The sequence below is a fragment of the Planomicrobium sp. CPCC 101110 genome, assembly GCF_007859395.1.
Classification (GTDB): Bacteria; Bacillota; Bacilli; order Bacillales_A; family Planococcaceae; genus Planococcus.
In genome coordinates this window covers 733,456-757,433 of record NZ_VOHD01000006.1, presented here as the reverse complement: position 1 = coordinate 757,433, position 23,978 = coordinate 733,456, and the positions used below count along the sequence as shown (strand labels likewise).

Here is a 23,978-nt window from a genome sequence, read left to right as displayed (position 1 = left end):
TTTTGTTTGCTGGAATTGGTTCGGTGATCACGGAGCGGTACATGACAGGTATAAAGGCCGGAAAAATCACAAAACCCGTATGGAATAATTTCCATACAGGTTTCTCATTTTGCTGTCCCGCTGTTTCACATTTATACTTTTTTGACTTCCAACACGGCGCCAGTGTGGGCGTCGGCCAGGAACTCGAACTGTTCCAGCTGGTCTTCGCGGTGGCGGGTAATGCCGCCTTTATAGACTTCTGTTGTAATCGCATGTTGTTTGTACGGTTCGGTTTTCATGAAAATCCAGGAACCGTCGATCGGCCCTTCTTCTTTAAAGGCAGATTTGACGTGTTTTAGCACATCATCTGCTGAGTAAAGCTTTTCTTTGCGGTCGTATGCTCCTTTAACCAAAAAAGCAGCAGCGGCCCCTGTTGCAAATCCAATCAATAAATCGCGATTTTTCACTTGAATCCCTCCTATACGTGCTGCCTAAATTGTACCATAAATCAAAACAGGCAAGGAAATAATGTGCCGTCCCGAAGCTTTCCTTTCGCCAGCCGAAATATAAAGGTGGAAATACTCCGAAAAAAACTCTAAACTGTTAGCAGGCAGTTATTTAGGAGGAATTAGTTGTATGAACAGTGAAACAATCAATTTATTCAAAACCTTAACGGAACTTCCGGGTACTCCTGGCAACGAACATGCAGTAAGAAAATTTATGAAACAAGAACTTGGCAAGTACTCAGATGAAATCATCCAAGATAAATTGGGAAGCGTCTTCGGAGTCAAATACGGCAAAGAAGATGGCCCCCGCATCATGGTCGCCGGACATATGGATGAAGTCGGATTCATGGTATCTTCCATTACCGAAAAAGGACTTATACGCTTTCAGCCCCTCGGCGGCTGGTGGAATCAGGTAATGCTGGCGACCCGAGTAGAAATCATTGCAGGCGATAAATCCATACCTGGCGTGATCGGTTCAGTACCGCCCCACTTGTTAAGTGAAGAAATGCGCAAAAAACCGATGGAAATCAAAAACATGTTGATTGATATCGGGGCTGATGACAAAGAGGATGCAATCGCGATCGGCATTCGCCCTGGCCAGCAAATTGTTCCTTTCAGCCCATTTACACCGATGGCAAACGAGAAAAAGATTATGGCCAAAGCTTGGGACAATCGATATGGTTGCGGGCTGGCCGTGGAACTGCTGAAAGAGCTGAATGGCGAAACACTGCCGAATCAGCTGTTTTCAGGGGCGACAGTCATGGAGGAAGTCGGTTTGCGAGGTGCCCAGACCGCAGCTAATATGATTGATCCTGATATGTTTTTTGCCCTCGATGCAAGCCCGGCAAACGATGCAGCCGGCAACAAAAATGAATTTGGCCAACTTGGCGGAGGCACATTGATCCGCATTTTGGACAAAAGCATGGTCACACACCGGGGCATGCGCGAATTTATACTGGATACGGCTGCCACCCATAAAATACCGCACCAGTTTTTTGTATCGCAAGGCGGTACTGATGCAGGCCGCGTCCATACATCAAACCGCGGAGTGCCGAGTTCGGTCATAGGAATCTGCTCCCGCTATATCCATACGGCAGCTTCAATTGTCCATACGGATGACTACGCAGCCGCAAAAGAACTGCTTAAGCAGCTTGTCAAAACTGCAGACCGCACTACAGTCGAAACCATCAAGCAAAACGTTTGAAAAGTGCCTTCGGGCTCTTTTTTTTGCCCTTGTCCCAAACCATTTTTGAAAGGAATGAAGCAAAATGACAAAAATCAAAGCGGTTGTCGCATCAAACAACCCGGCAAAAATCAAAGCGGTTTCCGCTGTTTTAACAGAATTGGGCTTAGCATTTGACTTGCAGCCCGCCGAAACAGATTCGGGAGTATCCGCCCAGCCTTTTTCTTTGGAAGAAACACGGCTCGGCGCCATCAACCGGGCACGGCGGGCGCTCGGCACCGGGGAAGACTTCGCCATCGGACTCGAAGGCGGCGTATATGAAATTGAAGGGGTTATGTATTTGTGCAATTGGGGAGCCCTGTGTTCAAAAGAAGGGGAGCTGTTCACGGCGGCCGGGGCACAGATTCCGCTGCCGAAAAGCATTGCGGCTTCTTTGAAAGCGGGAAAGGAACTCGGTCCGGTCATGGATGATTATGTGCAAGAAAGCGGCACCCGCAAGCACAAAGGCGCTGTCGGAATTTTGACGGGCGGGCTTGTCAACCGCGATGAGATGTTCCAGCACATTGTCAGACTTCTTGTGGGCCAGTATATGCTCGGCGGCGCTTCAGTTGCATGTGCTTCCAAACACCTTTAAAATAGGAACATGCATAGCTAAGGAGGAATTATTGTGCCTCGTAGAAGATTTTTTGGATTGGTTCTTTTAGCGTCCGCCATGCTTGCCGGCTGCATGGAGTCTCCGGAAGAACGGATTGCCGACGGCTTAGCGCATGCGCGCCAAGCGTTCGAACAAGAATCGATGGATACCAACGAAACGGCAGCTGACAGGGAGCTATATCTTCCGGGCGGATATACCATTGAAAAGCCATCCGATGAAAATAACGTTATCATTACAAAAGGCAGCGATTCTTTTGTATTGTTCATAAATCCGAATGAAGCAGCCGACAGCAAATTTTTTTATGACCTTCAAAAAGCGAATCCGGATCAGCAGTGGCTGGTGGACGAAACGTTCGAACAAAACGGCCGTTTTGGTTTTACTACGGTCCGGCTGATTGCTGAAGACCGTTATGAGATAGTGGAAAGCATAGGCGGCGTGAAAATGACGACCATTTCCGAAGAAAGCGCCATTGCAGGCAATATGGATTGGATGATGAGGACGGTCCGATCAATCGATACTGAAGAATAGGAGCTGAAACAAAGATGAGACGTTTACAATCTGTTGATGAGTTTCATGATTTGACTGAGCAAAAACCGGTGGTATTCATGTTTACTGCTGGATGGTGCCCAGATTGCCGGGTGATCGACCCGATTATGCCTGAGGTGGAAAATTCCTTCAAAGATTATGAGTTTATTTCTGTAGACCGCGATGAGTTTATCGATTTATGCATTGAAAAAGACATATATGGGATTCCAAGTTTCCTGGCGTTCAACAATGGGCAAGAAAAAGGGCGATTTGTCAGCAAAGACCGAAAAACACAAGAAGAAATCGAATCATTCCTGGCCAAGCTGCCGAAATAATAAAAAAAGACGGTTCGCCTTTTGGGCTGAACCGTTTATTTTTGAAAGGATGAACGTCTATGAAATCAACTGAACTAGTAAATTTACTGAGAGAACGGATGCCGAGCCGCCAATTGGAATGGCGCTTTGACCGTGAAAAGGATATGGTGCATATCCGCCATGAAACATTGCAAAAAGGCATGTCCTTATCGCTTCCGCAAGTGATCAACCGCTACCAGGCGAAAGGCGACGCTGCGATTGAGGAAATTGTCTATACCATTACCGAAACGTTCAATGCCATGGAAAAAGAAGCCAAAGGAGAGCTTGGATCGCCGGAACACATCTATCCAGTCATCCGCTCGACTTCTTTTCCGCTTGAATCCAAAGAAGGCCATAAATTCATCACAATGGAACATACAGCTGAGACCAGGGTGTATTTTGCTTTGGATGTCGGCACTACCTATCGCTTAATTGATGAAAATGTGTTAAATTCATTAAGTCTGACAGAAGAACAGCTGAAGGAAATCGCAAAGTTCCAAGTGAAAAAGCTGACCACCAAGCTTAAAGAAGACCACGTCGCAGGCAATATTTTTTATTTTTTGAATGAAAACGACGGGTATGATGCTTCACGCATCTTGAATGAATCTTTCCTAAAAGAGATGAAAACGAAAATAGCAGGGGATATGACGGTGTCCGTACCTCATCAGGATGTATTGATCATCGGCGATATCCGCAATGAAACCGGATATGACGTATTAGCGCAAATGGCCATGCACTTCTTCACGAACGGAAAAGTGCCGATCACGTCTTTGTCGTTTGTCTACGATAAAGACGAATTAGAGCCGATATTCATCATGGCAAAAAATAGACCGAACAAGGAGAACGATAAAAAATGAATGTTTTCTACAATAAAAATGGAATTGGCGATGTATTGCTGGTTCAATTGCAAATGGAAAAACCTGAAGAAATCAAGCCTGAGATTTCAGGGGATATCACACTTATAAAAGATGGGGCGGATCAAATCGTCGGCTTCAACTTGTTCCATGCATCCTCTTATATTGATTTTCCTGAAACCCAAGCTGTTGACCTTTCAGAAGAACTTGTAACGGCATTGCAAAATGCTTTAGAAAAAAACGATATCGGCTATACATTGGAAGTGGACTTGTCCCCTAAATTTGTCGTAGGTTATGTGGAAACGAAAGAAAAGCATCCTAATGCTGACAAATTGAGTGTTTGCCAGGTGGCTGTTGGAACGGAAACCCTGCAGATTGTCTGCGGAGCCCCGAATGTCGAGCAAGGGCAAAAAGTGGTAGTGGCGAAAGTCGGCGCAATCATGCCTTCCGGCACATTAATCCGTGATGCAGAATTGCGCGGCGTTGCTTCAAGCGGCATGATCTGCTCTGCAAAAGAACTGGCGTTGCCGGATGCTCCACAAGAAAAAGGAATCCTTGTGCTGCCTGAAGATGCGGAAATCGGTTCATCATTTGAAGTAAAGGCGTGACGCATTATGGGTTGGGTTAAAAATATTTGGAAGCGCATGTTTTCCAGTGATATAGAAGAGGAAAATACACAAATGGAATGGGAGCAATCAGAGCCGCAACAAGCTGAACCCACTCCTTTTCGTTTTCCGCTCATCCCGGATGATGAAATAGAGGTATTTTTGAAACGGGATGCAACTCTAGTAAAAGTGGAAGCATCCATAAAACAGGAGACTCCACCGCCATTCGAACCGCCAGCGCGCAAACCGGCAGTCTCGCCAGCGCAAAAACCTTTTGTTCCTGCTACAGAAAAAAGGATTGCACCGCCCGTTCGCAAACCGCAAAAAACCGCAGCGAAACCGATCAACAAGACGCGCCCGTTTGAACCGACGAGAGTTCCTTCGCCCGTCTACGGTTTTGATGAAACGCGCCCAGCGCCAATTGAAAATTTGCTTGAACGAAAAGAAATCCGTTTTGAACCAAAAAAACTGCCAGCGCCTATGGCATTAAGAAATTCGGTTCAAAAATATGGAGAAGCGGACGGAAAATCAGCAGATGCCCCGGCTGTGGAAGAAAAAACGGCTGCGGCAGTGGAAGCTGTCAAGGCGCGCGGACTTGTTGGCCAAGGGGAGCCTGTAATGCAGGAGCCTTCGATGCAAGGGTCAGCGGCTGAAGCGGCGAAATCAGCAGTGCAAGAAAAACCAGCGGCAGAGCAGCCTGAAACGGCGCAAGAGGCGCCGCCGGCAGCACAAGAGCCGGCTGTGCAAGAAGAGGCAGCTGCAGTGCGAAATCCTGCTGTTGAAGAAAATTCCGGTCCAACGCAAAAGCCGGATGCTGAAGAAGAGCCTGTCTTAGTGCAGGAGTTCGCTGAGCAAGCGGAACCGGAAAACAAGCCGGAACCTGATCGAGAAGAAATTGAACAAGCAAAAGAAGCTGAACAATCGGTACATAAAGAAATTCAAAAAGAGAATACAGAAATTGAAAAAACGGAAACGGCCCCTGAAAAGAAAAGGGAAAGAACTGTGCCTTTCAATGTGTTGATGCTGAAATCGGACAAAGAGCGTCTTAAAAAGACTGCGCCAGCGGCCGCTGCCAAGCCGGCAAAACAGGAGATCGAAGAAACAAAAACGGTTGAACCTGCAATAACAGCCGAAGTTGCATCCGCAGAACCCGGACCGGCTGAAGGAATCCTTCCAAGTGAATCTGAGCCTTCTTTAGAAAAAGTCGAGGAAAAACCAGCGGCTTATTTGCATCCGGAAAATGGCTTTTTGCTGGCTCCGGAAGATGACCGAAAAGACGACAACTGGATGGAAGAACAGGGTGAACGGCTGGTAGAAGCGCTTTCCCACTTCCAAATCCAAGCGTCAATCCTGAGCATTGTCCAAGGGCCGGCAGTCACGCAATTCGAACTGACAGTAGCCCAGGGTGTGAAAGTCAGCAAAATCCGCAACTTGGCGGACGATTTGAAACTGGCGCTCGCAGCGAAAGACATACGCATACAGGCACCGATTCCCGGCAAAAGCTCCATCGGCATTGAAATTCCGAATCGGACATCCAGGGCTGTAAGGATTTCTGAAATCATTGACAGTCCTGTCTTCAGGGACTCCGATTCTCCTATGGAGGCCGCGCTTGGGCTGGATCTGACCGGAAAGCCGGTAACGCTGGACTTGCGGAAAATGCCGCACGGATTGATAGCCGGAGCTACCGGTTCGGGGAAAAGTGTCTGCATCAATTCGCTTTTGGTGAGCTTGTTGTATAAATCCTCCCCGAAAGATCTGAAATTATTGCTGATCGACCCGAAAATGGTGGAATTGGCTCCGTACAACCATATTCCGCATCTGGTCAGCCCAGTCATCACGGATGTAAAGGCGGCGACTGCTTCACTGAAATGGGCAGTTGAAGAGATGGAGAGGCGCTATCAATTGTTCGCGCATGTCGGGGTGCGGGACATCAGCCGCTACAACAAAATGGCGAAAGACAAAGGGGATCATGCGCAGCATCTGCCTTACATTTTAATCATTATTGATGAATTGGCCGATTTGATGATGATGTCTCCCTCTGATGTCGAAGATGCCATTTGCCGCATTGCGCAAAAAGCGCGCGCTTGCGGTATCCATTTGGTCATTGCGACGCAGCGGCCATCAGTTGATGTGATTACCGGGCTGATCAAATCGAACATTCCGACTCGCATCGCATTTTCGGTATCGTCACAAGTTGATAGCCGCACTATCTTGGATTCCCAAGGCGCTGAACGGCTTCTTGGCAGGGGAGATATGCTTTATCTTGGAAACGGCATGTCGGCTCCGGTGCGTCTTCAAGGAACTTTTGTGACAGACGAAGAAATAGAAGCTGTTATTGAGCATGTACGTGCGCAAGGAAAACCTGAATACTTTTTCAAAGAGGAAGAATTGATGAAACGCAACCATTCTCCAGGAGAACAAGATGATTTGTTCGAGGAGGCCTGCCGGTTTATCTTAGCGCAAGGAACTGCATCAACTTCGCTTTTGCAGCGGAAATTCCATATCGGCTATAACCGGGCGGCAAGATTGATGGACCTGCTCGAAGACCAGGGCTTTATCTCGGAACAGAATGGCAGCAAAGCACGATCTGTTTTGATCACCGCCGATGATATGGAAGAAGTTTTTCATTAAACTTACCATCTATCAATTAAAATGATAGAAAATACCACTTATTTTAGAATGATGTAAGAATATGATATAATTTACAGACTTAGTATTCTCAAACCAGCTGCAAAGCCGAATACCGGCTTTCGCAGACTAATTTTCAACTCCCACAGGAGGTCCAATTATGACAGTTTTACATTTCACGGGCATCAAAGGTGCCGGGATGAGTCCGCTTGCGCAAATCATGCATGATATGGGGCAGGAGGTCCAAGGTTCTGACATTGAACAGCACTTTTTCACGGAGGACCGCCTTCGCGAGAGAGGCATTACCATTTTGCCGTTCGATCCGGACAATATTGAAGAGAATATGACGATTGTGGCCGGCAACGCTTTCAATGATAACCACCCGGAACTTGTCAAGGCAAAAGAATTAGGGGCGACAATCATCCGCTACCATACATTCCTGGGCGATCTGATGAAGCAATACGTTTCAGTGGCCATTACAGGAGCACACGGCAAGACTTCTACAACAGGATTGATGGCACATGTGCTGAACGGATATAAGCCGGTGTCTTACTTGATCGGGGATGGCACCGGCTACGGCAAGGAGGATTCTCATTTCTTCGTATTGGAAGCTTGTGAATACCGCCGCCATTTCCTGGCATATCATCCGGACTACGCGATTATGACAAATATCGATTTTGACCACCCGGATTATTTCAGCGGCATCGACGATGTTTTCAATGCATTTGAAGAAATGGCGCAGCAAGTGAAAAAATGCATTATCGCTTGTGGCGACGATGAACATCTGCAAAAAATTCAGGCCCCTATTCCAGTGGTTTATTATGGGCTTGGCGAGGAAAATGATTTTCAAGCGCAAAATATCGTTAAAACAACTTCCGGCACTACATTCGACGTAGTGATCCGCGATGAGTTTTTCCATACATTCACAATCCCGATGTTTGGCGACCATACAATTCTAAACGCGCTTGCGGTAATTTCTCTCTGCCATTATGAAAATATTCCGGCGGATATCATCCAGCAGCAATTTTCAAGCTATGGAGGAGTGAACCGCCGCTTTACGCAAACCGAAATCGGCGGGCGCATTCTAATCGACGATTATGCGCATCACCCAACGGAAATCCGGGCGACGCTGCAGTCAGCACGCCAAAAGTTTCCAGAGCGTGAGCTGGTCGCAATTTTCCAGCCGCATACATTTTCACGGACCCAGACATTCCTGCAGGAATTCGCAGACAGTTTATCTGAGGCCAATCACATTTACCTATGCGACATCTTCGGTTCTGCGCGTGAAAAAGCAGGAGCTTTGACCATTGAAGATTTAGCCGGGAAAATCGAGGGCAGCCAAGTTTTGAAAGAAGACGGCGTCAGCGCATTGCTGGAGCGCGGCAATGCTGTGTTTCTATTCATGGGTGCTGGGGATGTCACAAAGTTCCAAGAGGCGTTTGAAAACTTGCTTCAGGCAGAAGAAACAGTTTAACCTTCGGGTTAAACTGTTTTTTTATTTAGGAAGGATTTCATAAGCCCGTGTTGAATAAATGTAAAGGGGGTTGGTTTAGTCGTACTTCAGTAGGGGTAGAAAACAATATAACGTTGAGTTGAAAAGGAGGAAACAACATGGATTGGAGAATACTGCTTTACATAGCCGCTATCGTGGCTGCAGTAGGGTTTTTGGTGTTATGCGTTGCTTTGGCAATGACATTGAACTCGCTTAAAAACACATTAAAAGAAGTTTCAGGAACTGTTGCAGGTCTTGAAAATCAATTACAGGGAGTAACATTGGAAACAACGAACCTGTTGCACAAAACAAATGAATTAGCTGAGGACATCCAGGACAAATCACAGAAACTGAATACAGTCGTGGATGCAGTGAGAGGGGTCGGAAATTCAGTAACAGACTTGAATTCATCCGTACGCCACATTACGACTTCTGTCACTTCACAAGTTGAAGACAATCGCGATAAAATCGCGACAGTAGTCCAATGGAGCAATGTTTTGATGGGAATCCGCGACAGCTGGAAGGAACGCAAGATTTATGAAGCCCGCGCTACTTCGGCTTATGAACCGGTTCCAGGCCAAAAACAATTGCCTCACAATGAACGCGCTTAAAAAATTCTATATTACTTATTGGAGGAATGAATTATGACGCAAAACTATAACAATAACCAAAACAACCAAGATTCGAAAGAAAATCAGCAGAACACGAACCATAACGATTCGGCTTATAACAACACATACTATACGCAAAACGGCGGAGCTTTTGAGCAAAGCCAATATGTGCCTCAATCGTATGGCATGTCGAACCGCTATGATGACCTTTACGACTATGAAGAGGAAGAAAGTTCAAAAGGTTTTCTGGCAGGAGTGATTGTCGGCGGACTGGTCGGGGCAGCGGTGGCATTGTTCTTGGCGCCTAAATCCGGCAAAGACTTCCGCACAGATTTGAATACCCACGCGTCTACGCTGAAGGAGAAGACTTCCGGCTACACGGATACAGTAAAAGGAAAATCCGGCGACTTAACGCAGCAAGTCAAAGACCAATCCTCAAAAGTGGTGGATAAAGTCAAAAATCTCAAAGGCGGAAAATCTCCAATGGACGATGGCACTGCTTCATCAGAAGGAGAAGAGTCAATCGAGATGCTGGATACTGTCCATAACCAAAGTGATGCGTCCACTGGCACAACAGCTGGCGGCCAAGAAAACTTTACATCCACTGCAGATGCGCTGAGAGAAGCGGTTGAAGAAGTGAAAGAAGAAAGCAAATCAGGTTCAGCCAATACGCCAGGCTCGGCTGGCAATTCAGGAACACAAGCTTCAGGGACTACTGGAACAGTAGGGTCTCCTGATTCCAAAAACCCTTCAACTTCAACCGGATCTACAGGTTCTAAAAATTCTTCAAGCTCAACAGGCTCTACAGCTTCTTCTGGCACTTCGAACAACAAGGGGTCTGGTTCTAATTCGACTTCCAACAGCTCGAACAAATCTTCAGGCACAAACAGTTCAGGGCGCTGGAACAATACGAACAATTCAAGCAAAAACAGCAGCTCGAATAGCTCTAGCAACAAAAACAAATAATACGAAATATCCTGGGAGCGGGTTTCATGAAAAATTTAGTTCGTGTTCAGAATTTAGACGCTTTGAAACAAGCAACTTCAGGTACACAACATTATTGGCTGTTTAAGCACAGCAATACTTGTCCTGTATCCGCGGCTGCTTGGAATGAATTCAATGAGTATTGTTCGTTGCACCCTAACCAACTATTTCTATTCTTAGTGGTACAAGAAGATCGTGAGCTTTCAAATGCGATCGAGGAGATTACACAGATCAAACACGAGTCTCCTCAACTCTTCCATTTTTCAAACCAGGTGGTTGATTGGCATGAATCTCACAATAAGATCAAAAGCAATGCAATGACGGAATTTCTTGCATAAAAAAGAGCTGGGGCTTTAAAGCTTCAGCTCTTTTTTTATGCTGAAAACACTTTCGCGCGTTGAAGCGTTAAAATATTTCGTGACTTTACCGAATACTTTGCATATAATAGTTTTAATGTGATAAGATGAGTCACTAAGTAAGGTGATTTGCGAAAGGAGAAGTTGGAGAATGGACCATTTAGATTTAGAACAGCTAAGAGAAAAAGTCGACGCAGTAAACCTTCAAATTTTGTCTCTTATAAATGAGAGGGCTTCTATAGTGCAAGACATCGGGAAGTTGAAAGAAAAGCAGGGGATGGAAAAATTCGATCCAATGCGCGAACGCCATATGCTCAATTTGCTGAAAGAAAACAATAATGGACCATTAGACCAAAAAACGGTTGACCATATATTCAAAGAGATTTTCAAATCAGCTCTTGATATGCAGGAAGAAGATCACCGTAAAGCGCTATTGGTTTCGCGGAAGAAGAAAGCTGAAGATACGATCATTACAATCAATGGTGAAAAAATCGGCGACGGAACTCCATCCTTTATCTTTGGCCCTTGCGCAGTCGAGTCACAAGAGCAGGTTTCAAGAGTTGCTGAAGTAATTGGCGCTAAAGGGCTTCGAATGATTCGCGGCGGTGCCTACAAGCCTCGTACATCCCCATACGATTTCCAGGGGCTGGGGCTAGAAGGTTTGAAAATGCTGAAAAAAGCGGCTGATGAAAACAACTTGGCTGTAGTTTCTGAAATTGTCACTCCACACCATTTAGAAGCTGCATTAGATTATGTGGACGTCGTTCAAGTTGGAGCGCGCAATATGCAAAACTTCGAACTTCTAAAAGCTGTTGGTTCCATCAACAAACCGGTCCTTTTAAAGAGAGGATTATCTGCAACTATCGATGAATTCATCAATGCTGCAGAATACATTATCGCAAACGGCAATAGCCAGATCATTTTGTGTGAGCGTGGGATTCGCACATATGAAAAAGCGACGAGAAACACGCTTGATATCTCTGCTGTGCCAATCCTGAAACAGGAAACACACTTGCCGGTGTTTGTGGATGTTACGCATTCTACAGGACGCCGTGATCTGCTGCTGCCTACCGCAAAAGCCGCTATCGCAATTGGCGCAGACGGTGTTATGGCTGAGGTTCATCCAGATCCTGCTGTTGCTTTATCTGATGCCCAGCAGCAAATGAATATACCTCAGTTCGACGAATACTATGATGCTTTGATGAAGTTCATGAAGCAATACGAATTTAAAGCATAAGACCGAAGAGCCGGGAATTTACCCGGCTTTTCTTTTTTAGTTGATATCATGAAAGTTTCTATCGTATGATAAAAGGAGCACTTGAAAGGAGGCGTACAATGACCGTTACAATTTACGACGTGGCAAGAGAAGCGAACGTTTCCATGGCAACCGTTTCACGGGTAGTGAACGGAAACCAGAACGTAAAGCCTGCCACACGGAAGAAAGTCCTAAAAGTTATAGAAGAATTGGGTTATCGCCCCAATGCAGTGGCAAGAGGGCTTGCCAGCAAAAAAACCACAACGGTTGGCGTAATCATCCCTGATATTTCCAACAGCATGTATGCTGAACTTGCACGTGGCATTGAGGACATCGCTACGATGTACCGCTACAATATCATCTTGTCGAATTCAGACCAAAACCAAAACAAAGAACTTCAACTCCTGGAAACAATGCTTGGTAAACAAGTAGACGGAATCGTTTTCATGAGTGGCATGATTACGCCGGAACTTCTGCATGAAATGGAGCGTTCATCGGCTCCGATTGTTTTGGCGGGATCTATCGACGAGTCAGCTACAATTGCGTCGGTCAATATCGATTATTATGGAGCCGCCTATGAAGCAGTGAAAAAATTGATTGATAACGGCCATAAGAAAATCGCATTCATTTCAGGTCCGATGACATCCAAAGTCAACAAAGACTATAAGCTAAAAGCGTATAAACAAGCTTTGCTGGACGCAGGAATCGAATTCGAAGAACAAATGGTGGTGGAGTGCAACAATTCATATGATGAAGGCACAGAAGCTGTTGAAACCCTGAAACCATTCGATCCGACTGCTTATTTTGTCAGCAATGATGAAATGTCCGTAGGAGTTATCCATGGATTGGAAGAAATCGGAAAGAAAATTCCGGAAGATGTGGAAATTATCAGTTATGAGAATTCGAAATTAGCCCGCATGGCACGTCCTATGCTAACCTCTATCGCATTCCCCTTATACGATATCGGAGCTGTATCCATGCGTCTACTAACAAAATACATGAACAAAGAGGAAATCGAGGAAAATCAAGTCATTCTTCCATATCGTATAGAAGAACGCCAATCTACCAAAAATAACGATTAAAAGCTCCCTTATAGGGAGCTTTTTACGTATTCCGAATCATATACAGCGCTTTGTTGAGCATTTGATGGTTTTTATCCGTGATTTCTTCTTTTCGGGGAATGGCTTCATACATATTTTGAGGATCATGCCATGTATCGATTAGCCGGACGGGCGATTCTGGCTGCCATTTGGAAATCCAGGATTGCGGCAATTTTCCTTCAGGAAGGAGAAAATTGTTCATTTCCATCCATAAAAATGACCAAGCCCTGGGTACGACACGCCATATATCATAGCCGCCGCCTCCAACTGCAATCCAGCGGCCGCCACAGTATTCATGGGCCAGCTCGTGAGCTATTTTTGGTATCTCCCGGTAAATGTTCATAGTCCCGTACAAATGCGTCAAAGGATCCAAATAATGGGCATCAGCACCGTTTTGGCTAAGAATAACGTCAGGTTTGAAATACTCAACAATTTCTTTCATAGACGTCCGGTAAATATCCAAAAAAGATTCATCTTCCGTAAAAGCATCTATCGGAAAGTTGAAGCTTGTTCCATAACCTTGGCCACTGCCGCGCTCACTGATGCTTCCTGTGCCTGGAAACAAGTACCGCCCAGTTTCATGGATGGAAACTGTGCAGACATCCGGATCTTCATAAAAGCACCATTGCACGCCGTCACCGTGGTGGGCATCCGTATCAATGTAGAGCACTCGTGCTCCATATTTTTCCTTGATGTAATTGATGGCTACCGAGCTGTCATTATAGATGCAAAAGCCTGATGCTTTTCCGCGAAATCCATGATGGAGGCCGCCGCCAAGATTCAGGGCATGTTGAGCTTTTCCTTCCATCACATAGTCGACCGCTGTCAGTGTTCCGCCGACTAGACGCGCACTGGCTTCATGCATGTTTTCGAAAATAGGGGTATCTTCTGTGCCGATGCCATAGCTTTCGCCGGCTTCAGGCGTGATTTCCCCACGGCTCGCTTTTTTGACGATATCAATATAACGCTGATCATGGGCTAAAAGCAATTCTTCGTCTGTCGCTATACGAGCTGGAACAATAACATCATCTGAAAGCGCATTCATATGTCGGAGCAAATCTATGGTCAGAACAAGCCTCTTTTGATTGAATGGATGCGTCTCTGAAAACTTATAGCCCAGCTGGTCTTCCGAATAGACGAAGACGGCATGTTTCATTTGTTTATTTTGGGTATGTTTGGCCATAAAACATCGAAACCTTCTTTGCGTAAGTCATCAATCACAGTTAATGGATTCATCGTCTGGACACGGAACACGAGAATTTTGTTGCTGGAATCCTGCTTGTCGGGATATACCAGGACGCTTAGAACATTGATGTGCTTTTCGTAAAATACTTTCGAAACCTCATATAGTACACCAGAACGGTTTGGAACTTTTATCTCGATTTGTGAACCGGGTTGATGAGCTCCGGTAAGTTCGATGTACTTGTACAGAAGGTCGGTTTCTGTCAAAAATCCAACTAATCTTGTTCCGCTTAAGACAGGAAGGCAGCCAATTTGCTGTTCGTAGAAAACCAAAGCGATTTCTTCGACAAAATCCATTGGATGCGCAGTTACCGGATTTTTCGTCATGATGCTTTCGATTTTCTTCTCATATCGTTCCGGCGGCGGGGAAGTAGCGAAACGTGAGGGCAGGGCATCTTTCAAATCACGGTCTGATAGGATCCCCACAAGTTTTCCGTCTTCTACTATCGGTGCATGGCGAATATGCTTTTCTTCAAATAACAGTACAGCTTCTTTGACGGTTTGCTCGGGACGGAGCGAGTGGATAGTGGTTTTCATAATCTCTTCAACTAACATATATACACCCCTCGAATTTAATACATGTAGCGGTTCATGAAACGCAATTGATCGAATTTTTGGACTGACTCGGGATCGACGCGGCTGCCGATTTTAGCCATCAAACAATTTGCCGGGTGCGAACTGATTTCAGGATCATCGGTGGCATAATACTCCAGTCCGCCCGCCTGCATCATTTTCTCCATAACTTTTCGGTATTCCCAAACGTTCAAGCCGGTTCCGTTCAGATCCCAATGCCAATAATATTCAGTCGTAATGACTATAAAATCTTCCAGCGCATCATCCATCATCGATACTTTCAGCAGCGCTTTGCCGACTCCGCTGCCCCTGAATTTAGGGATGACTTCAATAGCGCCAAGTTCAATCAAGTTCTCCATTTTCCCTTCAGACCATCTTTCAAGAGGGTCTGGATAAAGGAAGGTGACATATCCGACAATCATACTTTGGTCGCGGGCAATTATAATCCGTCCCTCCGGCAGATCGGCGATTCCAATAACCGCTTTATGCTGCTGTTCAGGCGGACGGAAGGCGACCAGATCTTCATGAAACTCAAGCTCTTCCAATTCGCTGGAAGGAACTGGCCCTTCAATGACTAGAGGGCCGTGCTTTGTCTTCAACTCCAACACATTATAGGTTTTCTTATGCTCCATTTTTTCACCGCCTATTGGTTACAATTAGCTTTATTATACATGAACTGGTGATAGATGGGGACTAAGGCCGTGAAAGAGAGTGTCTTTTCTAAAAAATTAAAATAATTGGCATTCAATTGTCAGAATGTTGTAGAATGAAAGAGAATCGACAGGAAAGGATGATTAGGATGAAAGTGGAAGCGATACCAGCGTTACAAGGAAATTATCTATTACATAACTATGAAGAAACTGCTGCAAACTTTGATTGGGCCGATGCTGAAAAAGAATTCAGCTGGCATGAGACCGGCAAGGTCAATATGGCATATGAAGCAATCGATCGCCACGCAGATTCTGATCGAAAAAACAAAGTCGCTCTATATTATAAAGACCAGGGAAGAAGCGAATCATACACCTTCTACGAAATGAAACGCATGACAAATCGGGCAGCAAATTTATTGAAAGCGCATTCTGATCTTGAAAAAGGGGACCGGTTGTTCATTTTCATGCCAAGATCGCCGGAATTGTATTTCATGATGTTTGGCGCATTGAAAATGGGATTGATTGTCGGCCCGTTGTTCGAGGCGTTCATGGAAGGGGCTATCTACGACCGTTTGGATGACAGCGACGCGAAAGCGATCATCACGACCCCGGAATTGCTGCCGCGTGTTCCGCATGACCGGCTGCCTAACTTAAAGACGATTTTCCTGGTTGGAGGGAATATTGAGGAAGACAGCAAAATCATTGATGTCCATAAATACTTGAATTCGAGCTCTGATCAGTTTGATATTGAGTGGCTTGATAAAGAAGACGGCCTTGTGCTGCACTATACCTCCGGCTCGACAGGCAAGCCGAAAGGGGTGCTTCATGCTCAATACGCCATGGTCCAACATTACCAGACCGCAAAATGGGTATTGGATTTGAACGAGCAGGACATCTATTGGTGTACTGCCGACCCGGGATGGGTTACTGGAACTTCTTACGGGGTGTTTGCTCCTTGGCTGACAGGGTCAACCACAGTCATTCTGGGAGGCCGCTTTTCTCCTGAGGGCTGGTACAAGGCAATTGAAGATTTTGGCGTAACCGTTTGGTATAGCGCGCCTACCGCATTCCGCATGTTGATGGGGGCAGGGGACGCATTGGTCAAAGAGTTCGATTTGTCGACGCTCCGCCACGTGCTGTCAGTTGGAGAACCGTTGAATCCCGAAGTTGTACGCTGGGGCATGCAAGTGTTCAAAAAGCGGATCCATGATACATGGTGGATGACAGAGACTGGCGGCCACATGATCTGCAATTATCCATCCATGACGATCAAGCCTGGTTCTATGGGCAAGCCGGTGCCTGGCATCAAAGCGGCCATTGTCGATGACCAAGGCAAGGAACTTCCGCCAAATCAGATGGGGAACTTGGCCATCAAGAAAGGCTGGCCATCCATGATGCGCCAAATTTGGAACAACCCGCAGAAATACGAATCTTATTTTATGAACGACGAGTGGTATGTTTCTGGAGATTCAGCTTATATGGATGAAGAAGGCTATTTCTGGTTCCAAGGACGTGTAGATGACGTTATTATGACTTCTGGTGAACGTGTCGGACCGTTCGAAGTTGAAAGCACGCTGTTAGAGCATCCTGCAGTAGCGGAAGCGGGCGTGATCGGAAAACCGGACCCGGTGCGGGGAGAAGTCATCAAAGCATTTGTGGCACTGAACGAAGGCTATGAGCCCTCAGAGGAACTTGTGCAGGACATCCAGCAATTTGTGAAGAAGGGGCTTGCGGCGCATGCAGCACCAAGAGAAATTGAATTCAAAGACAAGCTGCCGAAAACACGGAGCGGAAAAATCATGCGGCGTGTGTTGAAAGCTTGGGAATTGGATTTGCCGACAGGCGATTTGTCGACAATGGAAGATTGATAGATAGAAGGAAAAAGCCTCAGCCGATTTTCTGGCCGAGGCTTTTTTCTCATAGAAAAAGCCGATCCGCTCTGAGCGGACCGGCTGGATAGATGAAAATCATTCTTCGTCTTTCGGTTCTTCTTTATCTTCATCTTCATCTTCAGCAGGTTCTTCTTCTTCTTCTTTTTCTTCGTCTTTTTCTTCGTCTTTCTTTTCTTCGTCAGCCGGCTTGGAATCTTCATCTTTTTTGTCGTCAGAAGAATTATTTTCTTCCGTTTCCGGTGCTGATTCTTTCTCTTCCTCTTCCTCTTCCGGTTCTGCTTTTGGTTTTTCCGCTTCGATGCTTACGCTATTGGACTTGCCGGATTGTTTGCCGGTAATATCAACAGCCACTACATAATAGCTGCCCGCTCCAGGCAAATTAAAAGAGTTCTCTCGGGATTCAGAGAGGGAAGAAAGAGGAGAGCCGCTGCCTTCTCTGTATACACGATAACCGACAACATCATCGGAAGCTGAATTGCTCCACGTAAGGGTGCTGCCATTCAATGTTGCGTTTACTGCTGAAGGAGCAGAGCCGTCGGGCTCAAAATTGGATCCTGCGACCACTCTTGCATAACGAGAGTCGCCTGGGAATAATTTGCTTGCATCGCCTCCGAATGGTGCAAGCATCCGATCAACAAAGGCCTGCGATACACCAGCGCCTCCACTTGTGACAAATTCTCTTGGCGTGCTGTCAAGTGCAGCATAACGGCTGCCATTGATGGTTGTATAGGATCCGGAAGTCAAACTGTCATCCCTCTTGGATGGAACCATTGCTTTTTCATTGAACAAATCGGCTTTCACTAAGCCGTCGCCCGAACATGATCCGCTCGGTGCAAGACCGGAAATTGCACAGAAAGAGCGTGTAACAACGCCTTTCGGCTGTTTGAACTTTTTGTTTGCACCGATTAGTTTTGGCTTTACATCGTAAGAAACATTCATCAAGTTAGCCCATAACTGGTTGACTCGGACTGAAGGCTGCAAGTCACGGTTAGGAAAGTCAGCCAGCGAGTATTTCTCTTTGTCATATCCTAGCCAAACACCCATCGTGATGTTGGGGTTATAGCCGATAAGCCAGACATCTCTTGTCTGTTGGGTTGTACCGGTTTTTCCAGCAAAGTCTGCGTTGAAGTTCAATAAACTGTTTGCGCGGTTTGCTGTTCCTCTGTCATTTTCAAACACATCGCGGAGCATATCGGTAAGAATATAAGCCGTTTGCGGCGTAAATACTTCTTTCTCATTTGATTTGTGTTCAAAAACCACATTTCCTTCGTCATCTTCGATTCTATCGATCATATAGGCATCGACAAACTTACCGCCGTTGGCAACCATTGCATATCCATTCGTAATTTCCTCTACAGATCCTTCAATACCGCCGCCCAATGCAGCCGATGTATTGTAGTTTTCCTGTTCTTCCACTCTGGAGAAGCCAGAGTTCATCATATACTTGATCGGCACTTGGTCATTGATTTGCGCGTATAAGCGAAGTGCCGGCAAATTTTGGGATTGTGCCAAAGCGTCGCGCGCCGGCATGATGCCTTGTTCGCTTGTCGGTACAAAGTTGGCTGGCTCCCAGATGGTTCCGTTGTCGTTCTTTTTGAATTTCACATCGACGACCGGGCTGCCGGCGCCAATTTTGCCGTATTCGATTGCTGGTCCATAGACAAGCAACGGTTTTACGGTTGAACCAATCGAACGGAAACCTTGCGTTGCATGGTTCAATTTCTCGATTTCAGGGTCACGTCCGCCAATAAAGCTCAAGATGCGCCCCGTTTTGTTTTCTATTGTCATACTGCCGACTTGGACCGGGAATTCCTTTTCTTCTTCTTCGCCATCGGCATTGATGACAGTGCCATTTCTGGTCGTGCCATACGTTTTATAATTGTCTTTTGCTTTTTGTTGTGCATCATATAACTTTTTGTTGATGGTCGAATAGATCCGATATCCGTTTGACCGGACTGCGCGGTCAGCAAGAATTGCATATTCTTCATAGAGCTTATCGTTTTCATCCAAGGTTTCTGGCTCGACTCCATCTTGTTCTGCCAGGACATCCATGATGATGCGGGTAGCACGTTTTTCCAGCTCTGTAGTCACGTAATAATATTTATCATAAGCGCGCTGTTCGTTTTTCCGGAAATCTTTTGTAATATCATAAGCTAGGGCTTCGCTGTATTCTTCTTCTGTAATGTATTCCGTCTCTTTCATGCGGAACAGCACAGTTTTCATGCGGTCGAGCCCGGGCTGAAGCCCATCTTTGCTTTTCAGCTTTCCGCCTTGCGCTTGGTAAGGAGTATAAAGGAAGGGAGCTTTTGGAATCCCTGCAATATAGGCAGCTTGTGGCAAAGTCAATTCGCTTGCCGACACGTTGAAAATGCTTTTCGCAGCAGTTTCAATTCCGGCAATATTTGTCCCTGCGGAATTTCGGCCATAAGGGACAATATTCAAGTAAGCTTCCATAATTTCATCTTTGGACATGAATTTTTCCAATCGCATCGCCAGCAAAATTTCCTTCGCTTTCCGTTCGTAGGAAACTTCGTTCGTCAAAATCTGGTTCTTGATAAGCTGTTGTGTCAGTGTAGATCCACCCGTCTGGCTATCCGAATTGGAGACGTCCTGGAACAATCCGCGGAAAATAGCTTTTGGGACAATCCCGTTATGTTCTTCAAAGTACTCGTCTTCCGTAGCAAGAACGGCGTTGATCGCATTTTCTGATACTTTATCTAGTGTAGTTTCTGTACGTTCCAAATCCGTTTGAAGCTTCCCGAAGTAAACTTCTCCAGCAAAATACAATTCCGATGTTTCCTCATAGCTATAAACCTCGTCCCGCATTTCTTCAGGGGTACGAAGCTTTTCCTCGTCGACTAGTGAAGCGAAATAGCCTGCGCCGACTGAAGCGGCAAACACTCCGCTCGCGACAAATATGATCGCAAGCAAGATGGCCAAATTCCAAAGGACGCCAGTGGTAATATTAAAGCGTCTGGCCCATTTGGCAGATGACCATTTATTGTAAGACTCTTCAGCTTTAGCAAGCCAGTTCTTTATTTGATCGAGCACATTATCACCCTCCTAAAATCTTGTCTTATTATAGCATATTCTCATATACTCAATGAAGGATATTGACAATATCTTATATTAAAGTAAACTACTAAATATATTCATATTTAAACGTTGAAGAGTCCGAAGTAGGGCGCGCGAATTTTGTCCAGAGAGCCGGTGGATGGTGCAAACCGGTCAAAGCGCAGCGGCTGAATTACAGGCTTGGAGTTTACGGAAGTGCCCCGTTCGGCACATTTGGAGTAGGGAGAGAAAATCTCCAAGCTGGGTGGTACCGCGCAAAAGCGTCCCTGCATGAATTTCATGCAGGGGCTTTTTTATTTTGAGCTGGGTTAAGTGGAGATTAGGAGTGTCCTGTAACGCCGCTGTACTTTTCAACGGCCATCCCAGCTGCTTTGCTCCATATTCAGGAGAGCGGAAACAACCGCAGGACTTGATGCAGCGCATATCTTAAGGAGGAATTAGAATGGCAAACGAGTTGATGAAAGATTTGAAATGGCGTGGGTTGTTATACCAACAAACCGACGAAGAAGGTCTGGCGAAATTGCTGGAAGAAGAAAAAATCTCTTTATACTGCGGAGTCGATCCCACTGCAGACAGTATGCATATTGGCCATATTGTTCCGCTGTTGACTTTGCGCCGCTTCCAGATGCATGGCCATCAGCCGATTTTGCTTGTAGGAGGCGCGACAGGCATGATTGGCGATCCGTCAGGACGCAACGAAGAACGCCAACTTCAATCAACAGAGCAAATCGATAAAAACGTCGAAGCGATAAAAGTGCAGATGGAACAGATTTTTGATTTCCAGTCCCAAAACGGAGCACAGATGGTCAACAACCGCGATTGGATCGGCCAAATGAGCGTGATTGAATTTTTGCGGGATTATGGAAAACTGATTTCCGTCAATTACATGCTTGCAAAAGAATCGGTTGCTTCACGCCTGGAAAATGGAATTTCGTTTACTGAATTCTCATACACGCTGATTCAAGCGATCGATTACAACCATTTGTACAATAACTTTAATTGCCGTGTACAAATCGGCGGATCCGACCAATGGGGCAATATCACTTCCGGCCTTGAAGTTATCCGCAAGACGCACGAAGAAGAAACCAAAGCATTCGGCATCACGATACCGCTTGTTACAAAAGCGGATGGCACAAAGTTCGGGAAAACTGCCGGCGGTGCAGTATGGCTTGATGCGAAAAAAACTTCGCCTTATGAATTCTACCAATTCTGGATCAACACAGCAGACGCGGATGTTATCAAGTACTTGAAGATTTTTACGTTCATCAGCCGTGAAGAGATTGAGGCGCTCCAAGTTACGGTCGAAAATGAACCGCATCTGCGCAAAGCCCAGAAGGTGCTGGCTGAAGAAATGACCAAGCTGATTCACGGGGAAGATGCGTTGGATGATGCGCTTCGCATCACAAAAGCGCTGTTCAGCGGCGACTTAAAAGCGTTGTCTGCCAGCGAAATGAAAGCGGCGTTCAAAGACGTGCCTTCTGTGGAAATGGCGAAAGAGCCGAAAGCCATCATCGACTTGCTTGTAGAAGCGGGCATTTCATCTTCCAAAAGACAAGCGCGGGAAGACGTGGCAAACGGTGCGATATCAGTAAACGGAGAGAAAGTGACCGATCTGGAATATGTTGTAGATGAAAAAGACCGTTTAGAAGATACATTCGCCATTGTCCGCCGCGGCAAGAAAAAATACCACATGGTACAATTTTGAACAAACCCAAAAATCCGTCCAGAGCAATTCTCTGGACGGATTTTCTTATGGAAGAAACAGGCGCTTAAACGCTCTTATCTTCAAAGCGCTTCAAATCTTCACGGTGCCCGATGATGATCAATATATCTCCGAGCTTGATAACATCGGAGGGCAGCGGAACAATGTTCACATCTTCCCCTCGTTTGATGGCGAGGATGGTGCAGCCGTATTTGGCGTTCGTATTCAGCTGGTTCAAACTTTTATTGGCCGTCTTCTCGGTTGCCACCAATTCGACAATGCTATAGTCTTTCGAAAGGTCGATATAGTCGATCAGCTTTTCAGAATCCATATGGTGGGCCACACGGATGCCCATTTCATTTTCGGGCTGGATGACCCGATCTGCGCCGACGCGCTCCAATATGGTTTGATGCTGCAAGTCGCGGGCTTTTACCCAGACTTTTTTCAGGCCGATTTCTTTTAGCATCAACGTGCAGAGGACACTTGACTGGAGATTGTCGCCGATTGCGACAATAGCGTGGTCAAAGTTGCGCACTCCTAAAGATTTCAAGCTTTTTTCATCTGTGGCATCTGCCACTACGGCATGGGAAGAATAATCCGTCAATCCATTGACGCGTTCAAAGTTCTGGTCGATGGCTAACACTTCATGGCCCAGTTTATACAGTTCTTTACAGACGCTTGTGCCAAATCGGCCGAGCCCGATAACAACAACTTGTTTTTTCATTTTGCTTCCTCCAATCGATCAGCGGTTTTTGCTTTGGTGCGGCTGGCTGTTCATCTGCTTGGCGACTGTCAGCGTTATTCGCTGTCGAACCAGCCTTTGTTCTTGAACCAGAGAAACATGCCGATGCCGGTGAACAGCATGACAGCCAATACAACAAAATATCCTGCTTCCCATTGAAGTTCGGGCATGTATTGAAAATTCATCCCGTAGATTCCGGCTAAAAATGTCAGTGGCATGAATATAGTGGTAATGACGGTCAAAGTTTTCATAATGTTGTTCATTCGGAAAGAGTTCATCGATATGTAGCTGTCGCGAATATCTGAAGTCAGCTCGCGGTTGGATTCAATAATCTGGCTGAGCTTGATCAAATGGTCATGGATATCCTGAAAATAAGCCCGTTTTTGTTCCTGGATGATAAAACGCTTCGATTCCAGGATCCGGTAAACCAAATCCCGCATCGGAAGGACAGTTTGCCTGAGTTTCAGCAAATCCTTCCGTATATCGAAGGTTTTCTGAATGATCATATTGCCCGCAAATTGGTCTTCCCTGGAATTTTCAATGCCAAGCAAATGGTCTTCCAGCTTGTCCGTAATCGGGAAAAATGAATCGACCACTTTATCCATGATTTTGTAGACAACTTCGACAGGCTTTATCCGGTCGGAACTTTTTGAACGCTGGAAATAATCCCAGACATAGTTGACTTCCTGCAAGTCTTCATAATGGAAAGATACCGTGAAATTTTCGGTGATAAACAAATCCACTTCAGAAGCTTCCAGCGTTTTTTCGTTCAAGGTATGAAAAACGAGGAAGCTGAGGTTTTCATAGTGCTCCAGCTTCGGCCGTTGAAGCGAGTGGATGCAATCCTCAATGGCAAGCGGGTGGAAATGGAAATAACTTCCGAGCAAGCTGGTTTCTTCATCTGTCGGCATATTAAAATCCGCCCAGTACCACTTCATGTTTTCCAATGAATCCAATGGCGGGTTTATAAGCAGATCGTTTTCTTTGTTGATTGCTAGTATTCTAAGCATACTTTT

22 protein-coding genes and 1 other annotated feature are annotated in these 23,978 nt (G+C 45.8%); of the genes, 15 read left to right on the top strand and 7 right to left on the bottom strand.

Translation table 11 applies throughout. The annotated features are described in order from the left end of the window. Positions 1-131: 131 nt before the first annotated feature. Entirely contained in the window at positions 132-446 is a 315-nt protein-coding gene (locus FQV30_RS11650) for a PepSY domain-containing protein (protein WP_146500313.1), read from the bottom strand. Between the two features lie 169 nt (positions 447-615). Here FQV30_RS11650 and FQV30_RS11645 point away from each other — a divergent pair, with 169 nt between their 5' ends. The 13 genes from FQV30_RS11645 to ccpA all read left to right on the top strand — a co-directional run bounded on the left by FQV30_RS11645 (position 616) and on the right by ccpA (position 13,068). After that, the gene (locus tag FQV30_RS11645) at positions 616-1,689 is read left to right on the top strand and encodes a M42 family metallopeptidase (protein WP_146500312.1); all 1,074 of its coding nucleotides are present in this window, start codon (positions 616-618) and stop codon (positions 1,687-1,689) included. Positions 1,690-1,753: 64 nt separating this feature from the next. Continuing rightward, entirely contained in the window at positions 1,754-2,302 is a 549-nt protein-coding gene (locus FQV30_RS11640) for a DUF84 family protein (protein ID WP_146500311.1), read from the top strand. A gap of 33 nt (positions 2,303-2,335) precedes the next feature. Next, positions 2,336-2,851: a hypothetical protein gene (locus tag FQV30_RS11635; RefSeq protein ID WP_146500310.1), complete on the top strand. Its 516-nt coding sequence runs from the start codon at positions 2,336-2,338 to the stop codon at positions 2,849-2,851. Between the two features lie 14 nt (positions 2,852-2,865). Beyond that, positions 2,866-3,183: a thioredoxin family protein gene (locus tag FQV30_RS11630; protein WP_146500309.1), complete on the top strand. Its 318-nt coding sequence runs from the start codon at positions 2,866-2,868 to the stop codon at positions 3,181-3,183. Positions 3,184-3,242: 59 nt separating this feature from the next. Next, positions 3,243-4,058 carry a DUF1444 family protein gene (locus FQV30_RS11625; RefSeq protein ID WP_146500308.1) on the top strand — a complete coding sequence of 272 codons (816 nt, stop codon included), beginning with the start codon at positions 3,243-3,245 and terminating at the stop codon, positions 4,056-4,058. Beyond that, positions 4,055-4,663 carry a YtpR family tRNA-binding protein gene (ytpR, locus tag FQV30_RS11620; RefSeq protein WP_146500307.1) on the top strand — a complete coding sequence of 203 codons (609 nt, stop codon included), beginning with the start codon at positions 4,055-4,057 and terminating at the stop codon, positions 4,661-4,663. Before FQV30_RS11625 ends, ytpR begins: the two co-directional genes overlap by 4 nt. A 6-nt stretch (positions 4,664-4,669) precedes the next feature. Next, entirely contained in the window at positions 4,670-7,291 is a 2,622-nt protein-coding gene (locus tag FQV30_RS11615; protein ID WP_146500306.1) for a DNA translocase FtsK, read from the top strand. 157 nt (positions 7,292-7,448) lie between these two features. After that, positions 7,449-8,762 (top strand): UDP-N-acetylmuramate--L-alanine ligase, encoded by a 1,314-nt coding sequence (gene murC, locus FQV30_RS11610; protein WP_146500305.1) that lies wholly within the window; start codon positions 7,449-7,451, stop codon positions 8,760-8,762. Between the two features lie 137 nt (positions 8,763-8,899). Further along, a complete protein-coding gene (locus FQV30_RS11605) occupies positions 8,900-9,391 on the top strand; it encodes a DUF948 domain-containing protein (RefSeq protein ID WP_146494212.1) in 492 nt (163 codons plus the stop codon). A gap of 33 nt (positions 9,392-9,424) precedes the next feature. Further along, entirely contained in the window at positions 9,425-10,357 is a 933-nt protein-coding gene (locus FQV30_RS11600) for a YtxH domain-containing protein (protein ID WP_146500304.1), read from the top strand. Between the two features lie 26 nt (positions 10,358-10,383). After that, positions 10,384-10,713 carry a bacillithiol system redox-active protein YtxJ gene (gene ytxJ / locus FQV30_RS11595; RefSeq protein WP_146500303.1) on the top strand — a complete coding sequence of 110 codons (330 nt, stop codon included), beginning with the start codon at positions 10,384-10,386 and terminating at the stop codon, positions 10,711-10,713. Between the two features lie 169 nt (positions 10,714-10,882). Beyond that, entirely contained in the window at positions 10,883-11,968 is a 1,086-nt protein-coding gene (locus tag FQV30_RS11590; protein ID WP_146500302.1) for a bifunctional 3-deoxy-7-phosphoheptulonate synthase/chorismate mutase, read from the top strand. Positions 11,969-12,066: 98 nt separating this feature from the next. Beyond that, positions 12,067-13,068, top strand: coding sequence for a catabolite control protein A (ccpA, locus tag FQV30_RS11585; protein WP_146500301.1), 1,002 nt, complete (start codon positions 12,067-12,069; stop codon positions 13,066-13,068). Between the two features lie 22 nt (positions 13,069-13,090). On the opposite strand, the gene FQV30_RS11580 is transcribed toward ccpA, so the two are convergent. The 3 genes from FQV30_RS11580 to FQV30_RS11570 are packed head-to-tail and all read right to left on the bottom strand — an operon-like array spanning position 13,091 to position 15,533. Next, a complete protein-coding gene (locus tag FQV30_RS11580; protein WP_146500300.1) occupies positions 13,091-14,242 on the bottom strand; it encodes an acetoin utilization protein AcuC in 1,152 nt (383 codons plus the stop codon). Then, a complete protein-coding gene (locus FQV30_RS11575; RefSeq protein WP_146500299.1) occupies positions 14,239-14,883 on the bottom strand; it encodes an acetoin utilization AcuB family protein in 645 nt (214 codons plus the stop codon). The genes FQV30_RS11580 and FQV30_RS11575 overlap by 4 nt, the downstream gene beginning before the upstream one ends. Positions 14,884-14,900: 17 nt before the next feature. Then, on the bottom strand, positions 14,901-15,533 hold the full coding sequence (locus FQV30_RS11570; RefSeq protein WP_146500298.1) for a GNAT family N-acetyltransferase: 633 nt from the start codon (positions 15,531-15,533) through the stop codon (positions 14,901-14,903). Positions 15,534-15,700: 167 nt separating this feature from the next. Between FQV30_RS11570 and acsA the strand changes: the two genes are divergently transcribed. Beyond that, complete coding sequence (gene acsA, locus FQV30_RS11565; RefSeq protein ID WP_146500378.1) at positions 15,701-17,419, top strand: acetate--CoA ligase; 1,719 nt, start codon at positions 15,701-15,703, stop codon at positions 17,417-17,419. A 99-nt stretch (positions 17,420-17,518) separates the two neighbouring features. Here the strand turns inward: acsA and FQV30_RS11560 are convergent, their stop codons facing one another. Next, positions 17,519-20,494 carry a transglycosylase domain-containing protein gene (locus FQV30_RS11560; RefSeq protein WP_146500297.1) on the bottom strand — a complete coding sequence of 992 codons (2,976 nt, stop codon included), beginning with the start codon at positions 20,492-20,494 and terminating at the stop codon, positions 17,519-17,521. Positions 20,495-20,599: 105 nt separating this feature from the next. Beyond that, positions 20,600-20,789, top strand: a binding site (T-box leader). 171 nt (positions 20,790-20,960) lie between these two features. On the opposite strand from FQV30_RS11560, the gene tyrS reads away from it, so the two are divergent. Next, positions 20,961-22,223, top strand: a complete 1,263-nt coding sequence (tyrS, locus tag FQV30_RS11555) for a tyrosine--tRNA ligase (protein WP_146500296.1) — start codon at positions 20,961-20,963, stop codon at positions 22,221-22,223. A gap of 64 nt (positions 22,224-22,287) precedes the next feature. Here the strand turns inward: tyrS and FQV30_RS11550 are convergent, their stop codons facing one another. Next, positions 22,288-22,944, bottom strand: a complete 657-nt coding sequence (locus FQV30_RS11550) for a potassium channel family protein (RefSeq protein ID WP_146500295.1) — start codon at positions 22,942-22,944, stop codon at positions 22,288-22,290. Positions 22,945-23,018: 74 nt separating this feature from the next. After that, a complete protein-coding gene (gene corA, locus FQV30_RS11545) occupies positions 23,019-23,972 on the bottom strand; it encodes a magnesium/cobalt transporter CorA (RefSeq protein ID WP_146500294.1) in 954 nt (317 codons plus the stop codon). Positions 23,973-23,978 lie beyond the last annotated feature (6 nt).

What these genes read in the sequence shown, in the direction of transcription:
- FQV30_RS11600 (WP_146500304.1), top strand. Translation starts at nt 9,425, where the DNA reads ATGACGCAAAACTATAACAATAACCAAAACAACCAAGATTCGAAAGAA.
- FQV30_RS11640 (WP_146500311.1), top strand. Translation starts at nt 1,754, where the DNA reads ATGACAAAAATCAAAGCGGTTGTCGCATCAAACAACCCGGCAAAAATC.
- ytxJ (WP_146500303.1), top strand. Translation starts at nt 10,384, where the DNA reads ATGAAAAATTTAGTTCGTGTTCAGAATTTAGACGCTTTGAAACAAGCA.
- ccpA (WP_146500301.1), top strand. Translation starts at nt 12,067, where the DNA reads ATGACCGTTACAATTTACGACGTGGCAAGAGAAGCGAACGTTTCCATG.
- FQV30_RS11590 (WP_146500302.1), top strand. Translation starts at nt 10,883, where the DNA reads ATGGACCATTTAGATTTAGAACAGCTAAGAGAAAAAGTCGACGCAGTA.
- ytpR (WP_146500307.1), top strand. Translation starts at nt 4,055, where the DNA reads ATGAATGTTTTCTACAATAAAAATGGAATTGGCGATGTATTGCTGGTT.
- corA (WP_146500294.1), bottom strand. Translation starts at nt 23,972, where the DNA reads ATGCTTAGAATACTAGCAATCAACAAAGAAAACGATCTGCTTATAAAC.
- FQV30_RS11630 (WP_146500309.1), top strand. Translation starts at nt 2,866, where the DNA reads ATGAGACGTTTACAATCTGTTGATGAGTTTCATGATTTGACTGAGCAA.
- FQV30_RS11580 (WP_146500300.1), bottom strand. Translation starts at nt 14,242, where the DNA reads ATGAAACATGCCGTCTTCGTCTATTCGGAAGACCAGCTGGGCTATAAG.
- FQV30_RS11625 (WP_146500308.1), top strand. Translation starts at nt 3,243, where the DNA reads ATGAAATCAACTGAACTAGTAAATTTACTGAGAGAACGGATGCCGAGC.
- FQV30_RS11645 (WP_146500312.1), top strand. Translation starts at nt 616, where the DNA reads ATGAACAGTGAAACAATCAATTTATTCAAAACCTTAACGGAACTTCCG.
- tyrS (WP_146500296.1), top strand. Translation starts at nt 20,961, where the DNA reads ATGGCAAACGAGTTGATGAAAGATTTGAAATGGCGTGGGTTGTTATAC.
- acsA (WP_146500378.1), top strand. Translation starts at nt 15,701, where the DNA reads ATGAAAGTGGAAGCGATACCAGCGTTACAAGGAAATTATCTATTACAT.
- FQV30_RS11550 (WP_146500295.1), bottom strand. Translation starts at nt 22,944, where the DNA reads ATGAAAAAACAAGTTGTTGTTATCGGGCTCGGCCGATTTGGCACAAGC.
- FQV30_RS11605 (WP_146494212.1), top strand. Translation starts at nt 8,900, where the DNA reads ATGGATTGGAGAATACTGCTTTACATAGCCGCTATCGTGGCTGCAGTA.
- murC (WP_146500305.1), top strand. Translation starts at nt 7,449, where the DNA reads ATGACAGTTTTACATTTCACGGGCATCAAAGGTGCCGGGATGAGTCCG.
- FQV30_RS11615 (WP_146500306.1), top strand. Translation starts at nt 4,670, where the DNA reads ATGGGTTGGGTTAAAAATATTTGGAAGCGCATGTTTTCCAGTGATATA.
- FQV30_RS11570 (WP_146500298.1), bottom strand. Translation starts at nt 15,533, where the DNA reads ATGGAGCATAAGAAAACCTATAATGTGTTGGAGTTGAAGACAAAGCAC.
- FQV30_RS11575 (WP_146500299.1), bottom strand. Translation starts at nt 14,883, where the DNA reads ATGTTAGTTGAAGAGATTATGAAAACCACTATCCACTCGCTCCGTCCC.